At 73.0% G+C, this 16,986-nt stretch carries 13 protein-coding genes; 7 read left to right on the top strand and 6 right to left on the bottom strand.

Annotated elements, in window-relative coordinates; all coding sequences use genetic code 11:
• Positions 1 to 8: 8 nt before the first annotated feature.
• The gene (locus ACFQ46_RS21515; RefSeq protein ID WP_380261909.1) at positions 9 to 692 is read right to left on the bottom strand and encodes a TetR/AcrR family transcriptional regulator; all 684 of its coding nucleotides are present in this window, start codon (positions 690 to 692) and stop codon (positions 9 to 11) included.
• A gap of 106 nt (positions 693 to 798) precedes the next feature.
• On the opposite strand from ACFQ46_RS21515, the gene ACFQ46_RS21510 reads away from it, so the two are divergent.
• Entirely contained in the window at positions 799 to 1,530 is a 732-nt protein-coding gene (locus ACFQ46_RS21510; protein WP_380261907.1) for an SDR family oxidoreductase, read from the top strand.
• Between the two features lie 55 nt (positions 1,531 to 1,585).
• The gene (locus tag ACFQ46_RS21505; protein WP_380261905.1) at positions 1,586 to 1,792 is read left to right on the top strand and encodes a 4-oxalocrotonate tautomerase family protein; all 207 of its coding nucleotides are present in this window, start codon (positions 1,586 to 1,588) and stop codon (positions 1,790 to 1,792) included.
• Positions 1,793 to 1,824: 32 nt separating this feature from the next.
• On the opposite strand, the gene ACFQ46_RS21500 is transcribed toward ACFQ46_RS21505, so the two are convergent.
• Positions 1,825 to 2,592, bottom strand: a complete 768-nt coding sequence (locus ACFQ46_RS21500; RefSeq protein ID WP_380261903.1) for a nuclear transport factor 2 family protein — start codon at positions 2,590 to 2,592, stop codon at positions 1,825 to 1,827.
• 218 nt (positions 2,593 to 2,810) lie between these two features.
• On the opposite strand from ACFQ46_RS21500, the gene ACFQ46_RS21495 reads away from it, so the two are divergent.
• Positions 2,811 to 6,392 (top strand): PAS domain S-box protein, encoded by a 3,582-nt coding sequence (locus ACFQ46_RS21495; protein WP_380261901.1) that lies wholly within the window; start codon positions 2,811 to 2,813, stop codon positions 6,390 to 6,392.
• A gap of 77 nt (positions 6,393 to 6,469) precedes the next feature.
• Positions 6,470 to 8,071, top strand: coding sequence for a methyl-accepting chemotaxis protein (locus ACFQ46_RS21490; protein WP_380261899.1), 1,602 nt, complete (start codon positions 6,470 to 6,472; stop codon positions 8,069 to 8,071).
• Between the two features lie 250 nt (positions 8,072 to 8,321).
• On the opposite strand, the gene ACFQ46_RS21485 is transcribed toward ACFQ46_RS21490, so the two are convergent.
• The 3 genes from ACFQ46_RS21485 to ACFQ46_RS21475 form a co-directional block, all read right to left on the bottom strand.
• Positions 8,322 to 9,395: a winged helix DNA-binding domain-containing protein gene (locus ACFQ46_RS21485; protein ID WP_380261897.1), complete on the bottom strand. Its 1,074-nt coding sequence runs from the start codon at positions 9,393 to 9,395 to the stop codon at positions 8,322 to 8,324.
• Positions 9,396 to 9,488: 93 nt separating this feature from the next.
• Positions 9,489 to 10,337 (bottom strand): glycosyltransferase family 8 protein, encoded by an 849-nt coding sequence (locus ACFQ46_RS21480; RefSeq protein WP_380261895.1) that lies wholly within the window; start codon positions 10,335 to 10,337, stop codon positions 9,489 to 9,491.
• Between the two features lie 120 nt (positions 10,338 to 10,457).
• Positions 10,458 to 11,837: a D-arabinono-1,4-lactone oxidase gene (locus tag ACFQ46_RS21475; protein ID WP_380261893.1), complete on the bottom strand. Its 1,380-nt coding sequence runs from the start codon at positions 11,835 to 11,837 to the stop codon at positions 10,458 to 10,460.
• Between the two features lie 180 nt (positions 11,838 to 12,017).
• On the opposite strand from ACFQ46_RS21475, the gene ACFQ46_RS21470 reads away from it, so the two are divergent.
• From ACFQ46_RS21470 to ACFQ46_RS21460, 3 genes are read left to right on the top strand one after another with little or no spacing between them, the layout of a single operon-like run.
• On the top strand, positions 12,018 to 12,557 hold the full coding sequence (locus ACFQ46_RS21470) for a D-glycero-alpha-D-manno-heptose-1,7-bisphosphate 7-phosphatase (RefSeq protein ID WP_380261891.1): 540 nt from the start codon (positions 12,018 to 12,020) through the stop codon (positions 12,555 to 12,557).
• On the top strand, positions 12,554 to 13,696 hold the full coding sequence (locus ACFQ46_RS21465; protein WP_380261889.1) for a glycosyltransferase family 9 protein: 1,143 nt from the start codon (positions 12,554 to 12,556) through the stop codon (positions 13,694 to 13,696). The genes ACFQ46_RS21470 and ACFQ46_RS21465 overlap by 4 nt, the downstream gene beginning before the upstream one ends.
• 49 nt (positions 13,697 to 13,745) lie before the next feature.
• Complete coding sequence (locus tag ACFQ46_RS21460; RefSeq protein ID WP_380261887.1) at positions 13,746 to 15,905, top strand: PfkB family carbohydrate kinase; 2,160 nt, start codon at positions 13,746 to 13,748, stop codon at positions 15,903 to 15,905.
• A gap of 284 nt (positions 15,906 to 16,189) precedes the next feature.
• Here ACFQ46_RS21460 and ACFQ46_RS21455 read toward each other — a convergent pair whose 3' ends face one another.
• Positions 16,190 to 16,942 (bottom strand): sulfite exporter TauE/SafE family protein, encoded by a 753-nt coding sequence (locus ACFQ46_RS21455; RefSeq protein WP_380262025.1) that lies wholly within the window; start codon positions 16,940 to 16,942, stop codon positions 16,190 to 16,192.
• Positions 16,943 to 16,986: the final 44 nt, after the last annotated feature.

Raw genomic sequence — 16,986 nt, 5'->3', positions numbered from 1 at the left:
GCCCCCGGTCACCGTCGGCCGAGACGTTCCAGCCAGCGTCGCAGCAGGGCGCTCTCCTCGGGTTCCAGTGCCTCCGTCGGCGTGACCTCGAGGGCGGCGCGCAGTTGCCGGGCGGCGGCCGAGGTGCCCCCCTCGCCGGCGGCCGCGGGTTCCTCCAGCAACGACGCGAACACGGTGTCGCGCATCCGGTGCGAGAGCTCCGCGTCGAACAGTTCCGGTTGGGCGATCCGGTTCAGGGCGGCTCCCACGTTGGCCGAGAGGACCACCTGGGCGGCGTCGCGCGGTTCCGCGCGGAGCCCACCGGTGGCCGCGACGCGGGTGAGGGCCTTCGTGAGGAGGTCGAAGACCCGTCGGCGCGCGACCGACCGGGAGCGGGGACGCGGGACGAACATCAACTGGTAGAGCGCCGGGTTGGCCGAGGCCCAGTCCATGTGGTCGTCCCACCCCAGGCGCAGGTCGGCCACCGGGTCGGCCGATTCCGGGAGCTCCGCCTTGCGGGCCGCGTAGCGCTCGAAACCGGTGTCGGCGAGGGCGTCCAGCAGTCCCTTCTTGTCGCCGAACTGGCGGTAGAGGACCGGCTGGGTCACGCCCGCGGCCTCGCACACGGCACGGGTGGCGATGTCGTGGTCCTCGGAGGCCACGAGGAGGCGCTCGGCCGCCTCCAGGATCGCCGCGCGGGCTTCGCTGCTCATGTATCGATGGTATGCGACAAGGGTAGCGATGCTCCAGTGCGCGTGCTACGGTCGGCGTACCGACGATACGTACAAGGCGTATCGACGCTATGAGGAGGTTGTCGAGATGACCGACCAGCGCGTGGCCATCGTCACCGGGGGATCCCGCGGCATCGGCCGCGGCATCGCCACCACCCTCGCCGCCCGCGGGCAGGCCGTCGTCGTCGGCTACGCGGGTTCCGCGCGGGCCGCGGCCCAGGTCGTCGAGGAGATCACCGCGGCCGGCGGGAAGGCCGTCGCGGCCCAGGCCGACGTCGCCGACGAGCACGCCGTCGCGGCGATGTTCGACACCGCGCAGGAGACGTTCGGCGGGATCGACGTCGTCGTGAACTCGGCCGGACGGTTGTCGCTGTCCACCATCGCCGACCTCGACCTCGACGACCTCGACGCCCTGCACCGCACCAACGTCCGGGGCAGTTTCGTCGTCGCCCGCGAGGCCGCCCGCCGCGTCCGCGACGGGGGCGCGATCATCGGCCTCTCGACCTCCGTCGTCGGTCTGCAGCTGCCCACCTACGGCGCCTACGTCGCCAGCAAGAGCGCCGTCGAGGGGATGACCATGATCCTCGCGCGGGAACTGCGCGGGCGGGACATCACCGTCAACGCGGTCGCACCCGGCCCGACGGCGACCGAACTGTTCCTCGACGGCAAGGACGACGCCACCGTCGCGCGGATGGCCGCGCAACCCCCGTTGGAGCGCCTGGGGCAGCCGGCGGACATCGCCGAGGTCGTGGCCTTCCTCGCCGGACCGGGGCGGTGGGTGAACGGCCAGGTCGTGCGCGCCAACGGCGGGATCGTCTGACGTCCCCCCACATCCCCCTCTGAAGACCCTCACCACGAAGAACCAGGAGAACACCATGCCCTTCGCCAACCTCAAGGTCCCCGCCGAGACCCTCACCCCGGAGTCGAAGAAGAAGCTCATCGACGCCGTCACCGACGCCTACGCCGACGTGTACGGCGAACGCGCCCGCGCGACCACCCTCGTCCTCGTCGAGGAGGTCGCCGACGGCGGCTGGGGTCTCGGCGGGAACGTCCTGACGGCGGAGGTGCTCGGCCGCAGCTGACGACGGCCCGCTACCGCCTCGGTGTCGCAGCCTCAGTCGGTCGTCGGCGCGACGGCGGCCGTGGGCACGACGTCCCAGTGCTCGACGATCTTCCCGTCGGCGACCCGGAACACGTCACCCGCGGCGATGTCCTGCGGGTTCGGCGACCCCACGGGCCGGGAGAAGGTCCAGACGAGATCGCCGTCCGAGAGGGACACCGCCGATTCCTGCGGGGGGAAGGCGGCGCCGGCGAAGAACTGCCGGAGAGACGCGGTCCCGTCGGGCACCAGCGGGTTGTGCTGGAGGTAGCCCGGGTCGAAGGAGCGGTCGAGGACGCTGGGGTCCTGGTCGCGGAACAGCGTGTCGTAGGCGCCGACGACGAACGCGCGCTGCGTCTCCTCGCCCTCCTCGCCGGGCGGCGCGCCCGTCGCCGGGTAGGCGTCGTCGAACATGGTGTGGCCGCTGGCCCCGGCCGCGGGAACGTCCTGGGCCAGGGCCCAGTGGGAGGTGACCTTCCCGCCGGCGAGACGGTAGAGGTCGATGTGCGCGCGCCCGGTCCAGGACTGTGCCGGGTCGGCGGTCTCGTGCCAGTGGACCGCCACCAGGTCGCCGTCGGCGGCCGTCCGGGCGATGACGGCCTGCTGACCGGGCTGCAGACCGGGCGGGGCGGTCGCGAAGATCTGCTTCACGACGGCCAGGTCGGTGTCCTCCGTCGCCCGGTCGGCCCGGTCCGGCTGGTCGGCGGTGGGCGTCGAGGACGTGGTGGTGGAGGACGGCTGAGCCGCCGGTGCGTCGGTGGAGCTGCACCCTGAGATCAGCACAGCGATCGCGGCACCCGTGGTGAACAGTGCTGTGCGAAGGGTTCTCATGCTGTTCGGAACGGCGTCCGGAACCGCGGCGTTCGATCGACGGCCGGTGACCCCGAGCACACGGGCACCCGTGGTTCCGGCGTCGGCACCGGATCCGGGACCTGCTCCCCGGTGCGAGAGGGCCGGCACCAGGCCTCAAGGTGGGGCACGTTCCTGCCGATACCGGCGCGGTGACGCCCCCGACGAGTCCGGCCGGTCCGCCTCGACCGGGCGGGCACGCGGGTGAGGCCCAGCGCCTGGCCGCACTGTTCGGCTACGACGTCCTGGACGCTCCCTCCGACGTCGAGCTCGACCACGTCGTGCGCGCCGCGGCGATGGTGACCGGGCTGCCCAACGCCACCCTCAACCTCATCGACGACCACCGCCAGCACCAGCTCACCACGGTCGGGTTCGAGGCCGCCGACGCCCCGCGCGAGGCCTCGATGTGCGCGCAGCACTTCCTGGCCGGTGAGGTCGTGCACCTGCCCGACGCCCGTCTCGACGAGCGCTACCGCGCCAACCCCCACGTCGACGGGCGCCTGTCCTGGATCCGCCACTACGCCGCCGCCCCCCTGATCACCCCCACCGGCCACCCCCTGGGCACCCTCTGCGTCTTCGACGACCAGCCCGGGGAACTCACCCCGGCGCAGCTGGAGGCGTTGGCGGGGCTGGGGGAGGTCGTGGTGGCTCTCTTCGAGCGCCGCCGCCAGGCCCGCCTCGCCGAGGGCTACGCCGAGGAGGCACGTCAGCAGGCGGTGGACGCACGTCGGCACGCCGCCCAGATCCAGCACCTCGCCGCCCGCGACGCCGAACTGCGCCTGGTCCTGGCCGCGACCAGCGACGCCTTTCTCGCCGTGGACGAGGACCAGCGGATCACCTCCTGGAACGCCGCCGCGGAGACCCTGTTCGGCTGGCCGGCCCACGAAGCCCTCGGGCGGACCCTGGCGGAGACGATCCTGCCGCCGGCGATGGCTGCGGCCCACCACGCCGGGTTCGAGCGCTTCCTGCGCACCGGGACCCAGACCCTGGGGGCCAGCGTGGAGGTGCCCGCCCACCGCCGCGACGGCGCTGCGCTGATCGTGGAGCTCACCCTGACCCCGATCGAGGTCGGAGGTCAGCGCCGCATGTACGCCGCGCTGCGCGACGTGACCGAACGACGCCGCCTGGAGCAGGAAACCCGTTCCCTGGCCGGGATCGTCGCCGGCGCCCGCGACGCGATCGTCTCCCTGGACCTGAGCGGGCGCATCACGTCCTGGAACGCCGCCGCGGAAGCCCTCTACGGCTACACCGCCGAGCAGGTGATCGGCGGCGACCTGCACCCCATCGCCGCCCCCGCCGACGTGACCCGGCTGGCGGGCTGGCTCGCTCAGGTCGCCGCGGGTCAGCGCGTCGGTTCCACCGCCCCCGCCGACGCGGTCGGGCACCACCGCGAGGGCCACACCCTCGACGTCTCCATCACCGTCTCCCCCGTGCTCGACGCCGGCGGCACGGTCGTCGGCGCCTCCGTCGCCGCGCGCGACGTCTCCGAGCGCCGTCGGGCGGAAGCGGCGCTGCGCGAGGCGGAGCAGCGCTTCAGCCTGGCCTTCACCCACGCCCCCACCGGGGTGCTGATCACCGCTCTGACCGGGGAGGAGGCGGGCTACCTGCTCAGCGCCAACCCCGCGGCCTGCACGATGCTCGGCTACTCCGCCAAGGAGTTGCAGCACCTGACCTCCGCCGACGTCACCCACCCCGAGGACCTGGCCGTCTCCCGGCGGTGGCTGCAGCAGGTCCGCGACGGCGTCATCCCCAGCGCGCACTTCGAGAAGCGCTACGTGCGCGCCGACGGGTCCACGGTGTGGGGAGCGGTGGACATCTCCCTGATCCGCGGGATCGACGACGAGCCCCTCTACTTCGTCACCCACGTCGAGGACATCACCGCTCAGCGCACCGACCGCCGGCGTCTGGCGGAGTCCGAGCAGCGCTTCCGGCTCGCGTTCGACACCGCGCCCATCGGCATGGTGATCGTCGGCCTCGGCGAGACCGACGCCGGGCGCATCCTGCAGGTCAACGCCACCCTGAGCGACTTCACCGGCCTGAGCGCCGCGCAGCTGCTGACCCGCGATGTCCACGACCTGGTCCACCCGGAGGAGCGTGAGGAGAGCCTGCTGGGCTTCGCCCCCTTCCTCCTGGGTGAGCTCACCCACGGGCAGGTGGAACAGCGCTACCGCCACGCCGACGGGAGCACCCGCTGGGGACTGCTCACCGCCACCGCCATGAGCACCACCGCCATGAGCGTCCAGTCGACCGACGGCCCGGGTCGAGCCGCCGACGCCGAACCGCAGCTGCTGTGTCTCATCGAGGACGTCACCGCCCGCAAGGCCGCCGAGCAGGAGCTGCGCCACCAGGCGCTGCACGACGGGCTGACCGGGTTGCCCAACCGCACCCTGCTGCACGACCGCCTCGAGCACGCCCTGGCCGCGGCCGGGCGCCGCCGGATGGGGGTCGGTGTCTTCTTCTGCGACCTCGACGGGTTCAAGGCCGTCAACGACTCCGCCGGGCACGCCGCCGGTGACGACCTCCTGCGCGTCGTCGCCGAGCGCTTCACCGACTGCCTGCGTCCCGGTGACACCCTCGCCCGCCTGGGCGGGGACGAGTTCGCCGTCGTCTGCGCCGACATCAGCGAGGTCGCCGACCTGGACGTCGTCGCCCAGCGGCTGCTGGCCTCCCTGCGCGAACCGGTCACCGTCACCGCCGGCACCTTCACCGTCGGGGTCAGCATCGGCACCCACCTGGCCACCCTCACCGGCACCGGAACGCGCATCGGAACCGCGGGGACGGGCAGCAGCGTCAACGAGGCGTGGAGCGCGGCGGAGCAGGCCCTGGCCCTCGCCGACACCGCCATGTACGAGGCCAAGCGCGCCGGCAAGAACCGCGCCTACACCCACCGCGAGGACGCCGAGGCCGCCGGCAGTCGGGCCGCTCGTCTGCTGCCCCAGCTGCGTTCCGGGCTGGAGCGTGACGAGTTCGTCCTGCACGGTCAGCCGGTCCTCGACCTCGCCACCGGCTACCCGGTGGCGGTGGAGACCCTGCTGCGCTGGCGGCACCCCACCCGCGGTCTGCTCTCCCCCGCGGAGTTCCTCGACGTCGCCGAAGCCAGCCCGCTGATGCTGACCCTGGGCCAGCGGGTGCTGGAGGAGTCCTGCCGGATGGCCGCCGCCTGGAACGAGCTCCTGGGCCCCGCCGCACCCGCGGTGCACGTCAACGTCTCCGGTCGTCAGCTGGAAGCGGCCACCTTCAGCTCCGACGTCCGCAACGCGCTGACCCGCCACGGCCTGCCGGCCCACCGCCTGGTCCTGGAACTCACCGAGACCACCATGCCCACGATCACCCACTCCCTGCTCAAGGACCTGCAGGCCCTGCGTGCCGAGGGGGTGCGCATCGCCATCGACGACCTCGGGACCGGGTACTCCAGCCTGGCGCGCCTGACCGAACTGCCGGTCGACGTCCTGAAGGTCGACCTGACCTTCGTCGCCGGACTGGGCCGTGACCCCAGCTGCGACGCGGTCGTGCGCGCGGTCCTGAGCATCGGCGCGGCGCTGGGCCTGACCGTGGTCGCCGAGGGAGTGGAGACTCCCCAGCAGGCCGACCTGCTGCGTCGCTACGGGTGCGACACCGTCCAGGGCTACCTCTACAGCCCGCCGCGACCGGAAGCGGCGCTGATCGACGTCCTGCGCGCCGACGCGAGCCCACGGGCGCCTCGTGCCGCGGGTCGTGAGCTCCCGCGGTCGTGAGCTGACGACGATCGCCCGAGCGGGGTCGCCGGACTTCTACACCACAGGTCAAGAGTTTCTACAAAACCGTCGATGGGGTGAGAGTGCTCACCCACCTGCGCGACCTGAGAGTCGCCCCCAAGCTCTTCGCCGGGTTCGGCGTCGTCTGCCTCCTCCTCGCTGCCGTGGTCGCCCTCGGCATCTCCCGCCTAGGCACCTCCCAGGCCAACCTCGCCACGATGTCGAGCAGCGGCATCGCCTCGGTCGACACCATCGCCACGGTCAAGTTCTCCTACGCGACGCTGCGCCAGGACCTCGCCAACGCCGCCCTGGCCCAGAACCCCGCCGACGTCGACAAGCAGTTGCAGCAGCTCACCGCGGACGACGCCGTCTACGACGAGGCGTGGAAGGCCTACCTGGCGTCCTCGCCGGCTGCCCCCGCCACCGAGCGGGCCCAGATCGAGGCCCTCGTGGCCAAGTACCGGGACGCGCGCCAGCAGCTGATCACCTACGCCAAGGCCGGTGACGTCGCCTCCTTCATCACCTACCGCGCGAGCACGACCACCCCCATCACCAAGGAGGCGTTCGCTCAGCTCGACAAGGTCAGCGGCCTGGAGAAGCAGGCCGCCAAGGACATGGCCACGAAGGGCTCCTCGGACTACCACGGCGCCGTCACCCTCCTGCTGACCATCGGCGCCGCCGCCCTCGTGGTGGCCGTCGTGGTGGCCGTCGTCGTGGCCCGCAGCATCGCCCGCCCCCTGGCCGCCACCCTGAGCGTGGTGCAGGGCCTGGCCACCGGTCGCCTCGACCAGCGCGTCGGCATCACCACCCGCGACGAGGTCGGTCAGCTCGCCAGCGCCCTCGACGCGACCATGGACCGTCTCACCGACACCGTGCGCCGCATCGCCGGCAACGCCACCACGCTGGCCGCCTCCAGCGAGGAGCTCACCAGCGTCGCCACCCAGCTCTCCTCCGGGGCCGAGGAGTCCTCCAGCCAGGCCCAGGTCGTCTCCGCCGCCACCGAGGAGATCTCGGCCAACATCGGGACCGTCGCCGCCGCCGGGGACGAGATGTCCGCCGCCATCCGCGAGATCGCGACCTCGACCGCCGAAGCCTCCATGACCGCGGCGTCCGCGGTCGCGGCGGCGGGGGCGGCCGGGGACACCCTGGACCGCCTCTCCGCCTCCTCCCGCGAGATCGGGGAGGTCGTGAAGCTCATCACCTCCATCGCCGAGCAGACGAACCTGCTGGCCCTGAACGCGACGATCGAAGCGGCTCGCGCGGGGGAGATGGGCAAGGGTTTCGCCGTCGTCGCCGGCGAGGTCAAGGAACTCGCGCAGCAGACGGCCCGGGCGACGGAGGAGATCGTGGCCAAGGTGGGTTCCACCCAGTCCGACGCGGCCGCGGCGGCCGCGGCGATCAGCGAGATCACCGAGGTCATCGCCCGCATCGACGGGTTGCAGTCCACGATCGCGGCGGCGGTGGAGGAGCAGTCGGCCACCACCTCGGAGATGGTCCGCAACGTCACCGAGGTGTCCTCCGGCACCCAGGAGATCTCCCGCAACATCTCCGGGATCGCGGCCGCCTCCGACCAGACCACGTCGGGGGCCTCGCACACCGCCACCACGGCGGGTGAGGTCTCGCGCGCCGCGGTCGAACTGAACGACCTGGTCGGGACCTTCACCCTGCCCCGCTCCTAGGGAACCGCGTCCCCGAAACGAGGTACCGCCGTCCAGGACGACTGCGGCACCCGGTTCCGAAGACGGCTCAGAAATCAGTGGAAGGTGCCGATGTAGTAGCCCGTGGCCACCAGTCACCCGATGTGACTGGATCCACCTGGACCGACCGGTCCGGGTGGCGCTCGGGCGGGTGAGCACCTCTGGAGCGGACAGCCACCGGAAGCGGTGAGCGGGGCGGAAGCTGCCCCGCTCACCGCTTCCTCGCGCGTCGTCAGGGCGTGGCGGAGTCCAGCCGGCCCGACGGGAACCTCGCGCGACGTCGGGCCAGGACCTTCGCGGGGGACGCGGCGAGCTCGGCGAACAGTTCCACGTCGAGCTCCGTCCCGGCCCGGGTGAAGGTCCCGACGACGTTCCCCGCCACGACCACCGTCCCGCGGAAGATCCCGTTCCCGCCGGGGGTCACCCGCTCGGCGTGCCGGGGGGCCAGGACGTGCGAGCGGTCGGCGTAGCCGAGCAGGAACTCGTCGAACCCGGGCAGCAGGTGCAGGTCGCGCACGGCCCGGCGGTGGGTGGTGAGCAGTTCCGGGACCTCGGGGTGGACGAGGTGCTCGACGTCGTCGACCAGGACCGCCTCGAACTCGTCGTGGACGGCGGCGAAACCCCGCCGGGCGGTGCCGAGCGGCAGTCCCGTCCAGGCGGCCAGGTCCGCCGGGGTCGCGGGCCCGTGGGAACGCAGGTAGCGACGCGTCCACTCCGCCAGCGGGTCCTCCGGCGTCCGCCGAGCCCGCACCCAGTCCCCGGCGAGCACGAACGTCTGTTCACGACCGGCCAGCGGTCCCTGGCAGAGGACGCCGAGCAGGCAGAGGTGGAGGAGCAGGTGGTAGCCGCGACCGCCCGTCGTCGCCTGGCCGTGCTGTGCGAACTCGGTGAGGAGGTCGGCCCGGGTGGACCGGCCCGTTCCCGCCAGGAACTCCGCGGCCACGCGGTGCGCGGTCTCGAGGTCGGCGTCGGCGATCCCCAGGTCCGCGCGACGACGTCTCGTCGCGGTGACCGTCCGAGCCGCGCACAGCTCGAGGACCCAGAACAGGTCCGCCGCGGCGATCAGGTGCAGGGTGCCGCGCATCGGCCAGGACCGCACGACCTCGCCCGCGTCCAGCGCCCGCGCCAGGTCGGCCGTGGTCCTGGCCGGCGTCCGAATCGCGACGGCGGTCGCGGCGCCGCGCAGGTCCTGGGCCTGGACGGCGGCCAGGTGCTCGACCACGGCGGTCGCCGACGCGAGCACCGGGACGACCCGTTGCGCCACCAGCCGCCAGGTCCCGACGTCGCGCGCCGCCAGTCGTGTCACCCGGACAAACTACCTGCGCACCTGCCCCCGACCCACCGACCACCAACCCGCGGCGATCCCGGTCTCCTCCTCGGGCGAGGAGCCCGGCTCGGGTCAGGGTTTCGGTGGGCTGACCAGCACGTCCTGCTCGGCCACCGTCCACCACATCTCGTGCAGCTCGTGGTAGCGGCTGCCGGGTTCCGTCCGGCCCTCCCACGGCTTGTCGATGATGTAGTGGATGTTCTTCACCTCGTCGAGGTTCCACAGCGTGGGGTGCTGGTGGGGGAGGGTCTTGAGGGCGTTGTAGACGTAGGGCATGGGGCGCCAACGGCCGGCGAAGAACTCGTTGAGGAAGTCCTGCTCGGCGAACTGGTACTGCGTGAGGTCCGTCAGCCCGCTGAGGCGGGTCAGCATCGACGTGAACGCCTCGTGGTCGGGTTCGATGACGAGGAACCCGCCGTTGAAGTAGTTGTCGACCTCGTCGGGTTCCTCGGTGTGGTCGATGCCGCGGCAGTGCGTGTAGAAGCAGTTCTGCGGGGTCCACGACGCGGGGTAGCTGGCGATCCGGTTGGGGTTGCACCGGCAGGCGTGGCAGGCGGCGACCCCGCCGTCGGGGAGGTCGAGGTCGAAGAGTTCGTCCATGCCGGCCACGACGAGCATGTCGGCGTCCAGCACGACGAGGCGCTCGAACTCGACCAGGTCCCAGGCGCCGAGCTTCGTCCACACCTCCGCGAACCGGGCGTTGGCGTAGCGCGCCTCGAGGCGGCTGTCGGGCCGCAACGGCGGGAGTTCACGGACGAGGCAACCGTCGTCGACGAGTCGTTGCCGACTGGGGTCGTCGATGTTCGGGGTCACCATCACCACGAGCGGGTACCGGGTTCCCGAACGTCGCAACGAGGCGTGCAGGACCTGCACGCCCACCAGGTACTCCGGCTGCGTCAGCAGCGTGGCCCACGCCTTCATCGATGCACTCCCTGTTCGGTGCTGGATCTGTGTGGTGCGGGATCTGTGTGGTGCTGGATCGGTCGGTCCTGGTCGGGACGTGGTCGAGGAGCCCTCGGTCGGACCCGGGTCGAGCGCAGGTCAGTCGAGCAGGCCGTCGGCGAACGCGTTGGCGAAGCGGTGCTTCGGGTCGAGCTCGTCGCGCACCTGGCGGAAGTCGTCCCACCGTGGGTACAGCGAACGCCAGTCGTAGAGCGGCTGCTCGAAGTACTTGCCCCAGTGCGGACGCCCACCCTCGGTGGCCAGCACCTCCTCCACCGCGCGGAGGAAGTCCATGCCCCCCTCGGACAGGGTTCCGTCCTCGGCGTAGTAGACGACGAAACCGAAGTACACCGTCTCCTGCCCCTGCGACGGGCTGAGCCACGCGGTCGAGGGTCCGGTGCAGCGCAGGATGATCGGGTAGTGCATGTGCGGACGGGTCCGCGCGTGCCACTCCTTCAGAACGGCGATGACCTCACCGGCACGGTGCAGCGGAACACCGATCTCCACGTTGATCTGCGGGGTCGCGATGCCCCGGCAGAACACCTGGTACACGTCACCGGTCACGTCGGAGAAGTCCTTGAAGCGGTTCACCGTGCGGTACGGCTTGCTGTCGGCGTCGGCCAGGCCGGTGTCGCCGCGCATGGTCGACAGGGCCGCGTCGATCGTCCGGTTCATGGCGTCGCTGGTCGTCTCGCGCTCGATGAGGCGCCCACCGCCCGCGTGGTACTCGCGCAGCTCCTCCTCGTCGGCCTCCTGCGCCGTCCACACGTGGACGAGGTTCTCGTCCGGGAACCACCACGCCTTGCTCATGGCGTGGTCGCGGTTCCACGTCAGCAGCTGCGTCTCCAGGCCGTCGGCGCTGACCGCGTCCTTGACGCAGGTGTAGACGAGCGACGGAACGGTGCGCAGCGTGACCGCGCTGACCGCGCCGAGGACCCCGAGGCCGAGCTGGACGGCGGGGAACGAGGGGTGGTCGCGGTCGAACTCGGCGACGGAGCCGTCGGCGAGCACCATCCGCACGCTCAGCACCGCGTCACCGATGGACGACTGGCGCAGGCCCTGCCCGTGCGTCCCCGTCGCCAGGGCGCCCGCCAGGGTCTGGGAGGCGATGACGCCGGGGGAGGAGGGCAGCATCCGGCCCATCGACGTCAGCACGCCGTAGATCTCCTGCAGCGACGTCCCGCCGGCGAACGTGGCGCTGTCCTCGTCGGTGCCCAGCAGGCCGCGCAGGCCGCTGGTGTCGATGAGCCGGTCGCCGCTCGCGGCGAGTTCCAGCATCCGGCCGGCGGACATCCGGGACCCGGTCAACCTCAACCGGCCCGCGCTCGAGGTGATCGCCTCGCGGAGTTCGGCCTCGGTGGTCGGCGACACGACGGCCGTCGACGGCGCGATGGTGGCGTTGCGGGCCCAGTTCCAGATTTCCGTCCCGTCGTCGGTTGAAGTGCTGCGACGGGGGTAGAGAGCCAAGGGGACGTTCATCGACGACTCCTGACGTGTGCGGACTTCGACCGGGCGGACGATCGGCCCGGGTGGCTCGGGGAACCTAACCCCCCGCGGGCCGGAGCGGCTCGGCGAGGACGCCGAAGGTGGCACACGTCTCACTCCACCCTGCCCGCCCGCCGTGCATTCGTCGCTCCTCTCGACTACAAACTCCATGTGATGAACCCCGACGGCAGGGCCGGTCTGCGCGCCGTCCTCTTCGACCGAGACGGGACCGTCGTCCACGACGTCCCGTACAACGGTGATCCCCAGCAGGTCCGCCTCGTCGACGGGGCGGTCGAGGTCTTCGCCCGGCTGCGTTCAACGGGACTGCGCACCGGAATCGTCACCAACCAGTCCGGGGTCGGCCGCGGGTTCATCACCCGCGAACAGGCCGACGCCGTCACCGCAGAGGTGGTGCGCCAGATCGGCGGGGTCGACGTCGTCCGCACCTGCCCGCACACCCCCACCGACGCCTGCCGTTGCCGCAAACCCGCGCCCGGTCTCGTCCTGGACGCCGCCGCCGCGCTCGGCCTGCGGCCCGACGAGGTCGCCGTCGTCGGTGACTCGCCCACCGACGCCGAGGCCGCCGAGGCCGCCGGGGCCCGGTCCGTGCTGGTCCCGGGCCCGCAGGCCGCCGACCTCACCGCCGCGCTCGACCTCCTGCTCAACCCCGTGCTCGCGAACCCCGTGCTCGCGAACCCGCTGGCCGCCGGGTGACCGGCCCGCGGATCCTCGCCACGCGGCTCGACAGCGACGGCGACGTGCTGATGACGGGGCCGGCGATCGCCGCCCTGCGGTACGGACCGGACGGGGTCGAGGCCTCGCGCGTCGACCTGCTCGCCGCGCCCCCCGGAGCGGGCGCGGCCCGGCTGCTGCCGGGGGTGGACGAGGTCCTCGTCGCCGACGTCCCGTGGTCCGGTTACCACCCGCCCGCCCCGGACGCCGAGCCGCTGCTCGCGCTCGTCGAGACCGTCCGGGCCGGGCGCTACGACGAGGTGGTCGTCTTCACCTCGTACCACCAGAGCGCGATGCCGATGGCCCTGATCGCCCGCCTCGCGGGGGTCCCCCGGGTGGTCGCGGCCACCGACGACTACCCGGGCAGCCTCCTCGACGTCCGGCACCGCCGTCCCGGCAACCCCGACGGGACCGGCGGGGAGCACGAGGTCGTCGCGAGCCTGGGCCTGGTCGTCACCTCCGGGCGGGCCATCCCCGCCGACCCCCGGATGGCGCTGCGGCACCCGCTGCCGGAGCTGCCGGCGGACCTGCTCGCCGAACTCGGTGACGACCTCGCCGCCGGCCGCGTCGTCGTCGTCCACCCCGGCGCGTCCGTGCCGGCCCGGGCCCCCGACCCGGCGGTCGCCGCCGCCGCCGTGGCGGCCCTGGACGCCGCGGGCTGGCGGGTCGTGGTCACCGGTGGGCCCGGCGAGGTGGACCTCGCCGCCCGGGTCAGCGCCGGACGCCCCCGGGTCGTCGACGCCGCCGGGCGGACCTCGTTCGGGCAGCTCGCGACGCTCCTGGAGGCCGCCGCCGTCGTCCTCGTCGGCAACACCGGCCCCGCGCACCTCGCCGCCGCCGTCGGGACTCCCGTCGCGAGCTGGTTCTCCGCCGTGATGCCGGTGGAGCGCTGGGTGCCGTTCGGGGTCCCCGTGGTCGTGCTCGGTGACCTCTCCGCCCCCTGCCGCCTCACCCGGGCACAGGTCTGTCCCGTCGCCGGGCACCCGTGCCTCGACGTCGCCCCCCAGGAGGTGCTCGACGCCGTCGAGGCCCTGGCCACCGGCAAGGTCCCCGTTCCTCCGCCGTCGGCACCGCTGCCCCCGCAGGGCGACGTCCGGCCCGGTGCGGAGCAGGCGCTGTGAGACGAGCGCACGAGCAGCAGCCCCCTTCCTCGAGCACCCAGGAGCACCGATGACCGACCCGACGCAGGACCGTCCCGCGGTGCAGTGGCTCGCCCGGCACCGACCGCAGGTCGCCGAGGCCATGACCAGCCTCGTCGCCCAGGGTGAGGTCCTCGACGGCTGGGCGGCGCGGCTCGTCGACGTCTACGCCCGCGGCGGCCGCCTGCTCGCCGCCGGCAACGGCGGCAGCGCCGCCGAAGCCCAGCACCTCACCGCCGAACTCGTGGGCCGCTTCGAGGGCGAGCGGCGACCGCTGTCGGCGATCGCCCTGCACGCCGACACCTCCAGCACCACCGCCATCGGCAACGACTACGGCGGCGAGGAGGTCTTCGCCCGCCAGGTCGAGGCCCACGGCCGCCCCGGTGACGTCCTGGTGCTGCTGTCGACCTCCGGCAGGAGCGCCAACGTCGTCGCCGCCGCCGAGCGGGGACGCCGGTGCGGACTGCTCGTCCTGGCCATGACCGGCCCCGGTCGCAGCGCGCTGTCCGAGGTGGCCGACGAGACGGTGTTCGTCGGGGTCGAGGGCTCGTCCACCTCGGCCGTCCAGGAGGGTCACCTCATCGCCCTGCACGCGCTGTGCGCCGCCGTGGACGCGCACCTGCGGGGGGAGACGGCCCTCGCGCTCCCCACCTCCGGCACCGCCGTGTCGAGCCCGGCCCCGTCCTCGAACGCCTCGTCCGCGGCCCGCACCGTCGAGGCGGCCGTCTCCTCGCTTCGGCACGAGGGGGTCCGGCACGAAAAGGCCCGGGGTTCGGGAACCCGGCACGTGGTCGTCGTCGGCGACAGCGTGCTCGACGTCGACCTCCTGGGCCACAGCGACCGCATCGCCCCCGACGCCCCCGTCCCCGTCGTCGACCTCACCGACCGTCAGGAGAGCCCCGGCGGGGCCGGGTTGACGGCCCTGCTCGTGGCCGCGGGGGGCGCCGGCGTCGCCGGGACCACCACGACGCTGGTGACCCCGCTGTCCGACGACGACGCCGGCCGACGCCTGCGAGCCGGTCTGGAGGACGCAGCGCACCCCGTCACCGTCGTCGGGCTCGGTCACCGCGGTGGAACCCGCACCAAGACCCGTGTGCGGGTCGCGGGGCAGTCCCTCGTCCGCCTCGACGAGGGCGGTCCGGGTACCCCCGAGGCGGTCGACGCCGGCGCCCTGGCCGCCGTGCTCGCGACCGCGGACGTCGTGCTGGTCAGCGACTACGGCGCCGGCACGACCCACGACCCCGCCGTCCGCGCGGCCCTCACCGAGGCCGCCCGCCGGGTGCCGGTGGTCTGGGACCCGCACCCCCGCGGCGGCAACCCCGTCCCGGGCTGCGCGCTCGTCTCCCCGAACCTCTCCGAGGCGAAGGCCGCAGCCGGGTCGCCCGCCCCGACCGCGCCCGACGGGCTGGCCGAGCACCTCGCCACCCGGTGGGGTGTGCAGGGCGTCGTCGTCACCACGGGTGCGCAGGGTGCGTGGCTCGCGGCGCCGGGCACCGAGGCGATGTTCGTCCCCGCGCCCGTCGTCGCCGTCGGTGATCCCTGTGGCGCCGGCGACCGGTTCGCGGCCTCGGCGGCCCTGTCGCTGGCCGCGGGGCGGTTGCCGTCGGAGGCCGTGGTCACGGCGGTCCAGGACGCCTCGGCGTGGGTCGCGGCAGGGGGCGCCGCCGGCTGGCGGGCCGCCCAGCACCAGCCCCCCGCCGACCCGGCGCCCGTGGCGGGTGGGTCGGCGGACGCCGTCGCGCGGGTGAGGGCCGCGGGCGGGACCGTCGTGGCCACCGGCGGGTGCTTCGACGTCCTGCACGCCGGGCACGTCGCCTGCCTGGAGGCGGCCCGGCGGCTCGGCGACACCCTCGTCGTCCTGCTGAACTCCGACGCCTCCGTGCGGCGACTCAAGGGCCCCGGGCGCCCGGTCAACGACCAGGTCGACCGTGCCCGGGTCATCGCGGCGCTGGACTGCGTCGACGCCGTGGTGGTCTTCGACGAGGACGACCCCAGGGAGGCCCTCGCCGCGCTGCAGCCCGACGTGTGGGCCAAGGGCGGTGACTACGGCGGGGCGGAACTGCTCGAGGCGCCGCTGGTGCGGAGCTGGGGCGGACGCGTCGTCCTGCTGCCGTACCTCGCGGGCCGGTCCACCACCCTCACCCTCGCCCGGGGCGCCGCGCTGCCCACCGGCCCGGCGGGCGAGCACTGACGACCGCCCCCGGCCTCGGCGACCATCCCCTCCGCGATCTCGTACCGGACCGCTCCCGTCACACCGGTGCGAGATCGCCGCGGGGGTGAGGTGGGTGCTATGCCCGTGGCGGAAGGAGGTGCGATCGCTCACCCGTTGAACCTCCGCCCGAGTCCGACGAGGGTTTCGCGACCTGCACCGTGTGCTCGTCAATCCCGCCGGTGCACCGAAACTCACCCGACCTGGGCCGGGGTGTCCATCACGAAGCGTGGGCAACTGCCGCAGTCACGCGTCACATCGTGAGCTCAGCGCAACAGGTTGAGACCCGAGACGACCGAGGCGCCGAGCACCCAGCTCTCGAACTTCTTCTGGTCCAGCCGCTTCGCGATCCACCAGCCGATCAGCGTCCCCACCACCACGGCGGGCGCGAGGCGGAGGTCGAGCTGCAACGAGTCCAGGCTGAGCAGGCCCAGGCCGATGCTGAACGGCACCTTGAAGCAGTTCACGATGAAGAAGAACCAGGCGCCGGTGCCGAGGAACGACATCACACCGAGCCCCATGGTGAACAGGTAGATCGACATCGGTGGACCGCCGGCGTTGGCGACCATCGTGGTGAACCCCGCGAGGAAACCGAAACCCAGGGACGTGAGCCGGCGGCCGCGGACGGTCATCGGCACGACCGCCTCCTGCTTGCGCAACCGGTGCTGGCGCAGCAGGTGGATCGCGACAAGGAGGATCAGCAGCACGCCGATCGAACGGCGCATGACCGTGTCGTCGACCACGCGGACGAAACCCGCCCCGGCGACGACGCCGAGCGCGACGTAGGGGAAGAGGCGGACCAGCAACCCCCAGTCGGCGTGCCGGCGGTAGATCGAGATGGCGAACACGTCGCCGAGGATCAGCAGCGGCAGGATGATCCCGGTCGACTCCTTCGCCGGGAGGACCGCGGCGAAGATCGCCACCGCGATGGTGCCCGCACCCCCGATGGAGGTCTTCGAGATCCCGATCACCAGGGCCGCCAGGTAGAGGGGGATCAACTGCGGCGTCGACAGGTCCAGCACCGTCGGAGCCTACGGTCCTCCCCGGCCGTTCCGGAGGGCGG

The organism is Kineococcus sp. GCM10028916, from assembly GCF_042674865.1.
Classification (GTDB): Bacteria; Actinomycetota; Actinomycetes; order Actinomycetales; family Kineococcaceae; genus Kineococcus.
The sequence above is the reverse complement of the archived record's forward strand: the minus strand, read 5'-3'. Positions and strand labels throughout refer to the sequence as shown.